This is a genomic window from Vibrio sp. 10N.286.51.E5 (genome assembly GCF_041469125.1).
In the GTDB taxonomy this organism is placed as follows: domain Bacteria; phylum Pseudomonadota; class Gammaproteobacteria; order Enterobacterales; family Vibrionaceae; genus Vibrio; species Vibrio crassostreae_C.
In genome coordinates this window covers 1-1,247 of sequence record NZ_JBFRJZ010000121.1, presented here as the reverse complement: position 1 = coordinate 1,247, position 1,247 = coordinate 1, and the positions used below count along the sequence as shown (strand labels likewise).

General features: G+C 41.5%; 1 protein-coding gene. It reads right to left on the bottom strand.

The window, feature by feature from the left end; translation table 11 throughout:
- Positions 1-144: 144 nt before the first annotated feature.
- Positions 145-1,173, bottom strand: a complete 1,029-nt coding sequence (locus AB4161_RS22755) for an IS110 family transposase (RefSeq protein ID WP_372084410.1) — start codon at positions 1,171-1,173, stop codon at positions 145-147.
- Between the last annotated feature and the right edge of the window lie 74 nt (positions 1,174-1,247).

Below are 1,247 nucleotides of genomic sequence, written 5' to 3'. Positions count from 1 at the left end.
GACATATATCCGAGTTCAAGGACTCTTAATGATTTCCGCTGAGCATGCTCTTATCAACAACACGAACTTGAAAGTCCTAAGATCAAATCAGAGTTCCATACTCACGGTCTTACCTGTTTTCTCATTTCCACTTCATGCGCAATTTTAGATAGATAGTAATTCAGGATTATAGTGTTGCTGATTAGCCAATAAAGCCCATGCAATTCGAGCATTCCGATTAGCTAGTGCGACTATTGCAACATTCTTGTGTTTTCGTTTCAGTAAGTCATTCAACCAGCGGTGAGTATAAGTGGTTGGCTGTTGATTTAAGTGCCCAAGAACAGCTCTTGCACCATGCACTAGTAGTCTTCGTAAATAGCCATCCCCCCGCTTGCTTATACCAAGCAATACTTGTTTGCCACCCGTTGAAAACTGCTTAGGTACAAGTCCAATCCATGCAGATACCTGCCGTCCATTATTAAAAGATGCGGGGTCACCTATACTTGCAACAAGTGCGGTGGCAGTTATAGGGCCAATTCCAGGGATCTCTGCGATTCTTTTAGAATCAACATTCGTACTGTGCCATTGTTCAATTTCTTTTGTTAACGCACTAATTCGTGAAGAAAGCTCATCAATTAGTTCTTTTAAATGAGTAACCACGCAGCGAATCGGTGGCGTCAAATTATTTTCAGCATCCTCTAAAACCAGAGGGAGCTGCTTGTTAAGTGATGCACTTCCTTTAGGAAAGACAAGACCAAACTCAGCCAGCAACCCACGTAATTGATTAGTTTGGCCAGTTTTCATTGAAACTAACCTTTCTCTAGCTTTGTGAACAGAAAGGATTGATTGCTGTTCAATCGATTTTATAGGTACGAAACGCATGTTAGGGCGAGTTACCGCTTCACAGATTGCTTCAGCATCAGCGGTATCGTTCTTATTTGATTTCACATAGGGCTTAACAAACTGCGGAGGCATAAGTTTAACGTCATGACCAAATTGCTTGAATACTCTTGCCCAATAATGAGCACTGGAGCAAGCTTCCATACCAACAAGACAAGGAGGCATATTGGTCAACGTTTCGGACAACTTCTTTCTGCTGATATTTTTCTTCAAAAGAACTTTGCCTGATGAATCTACTCCGTGAAGAGCAAAAGAAGATTTAGCTAAGTCGATACCTAAAGTTGCAATGGTCATGGTCTCTTCCTCATTTATGTTACCGACTATAAGTTTAGACGGTGGGTGGAAGTGTCCATATCATTAACAACGCC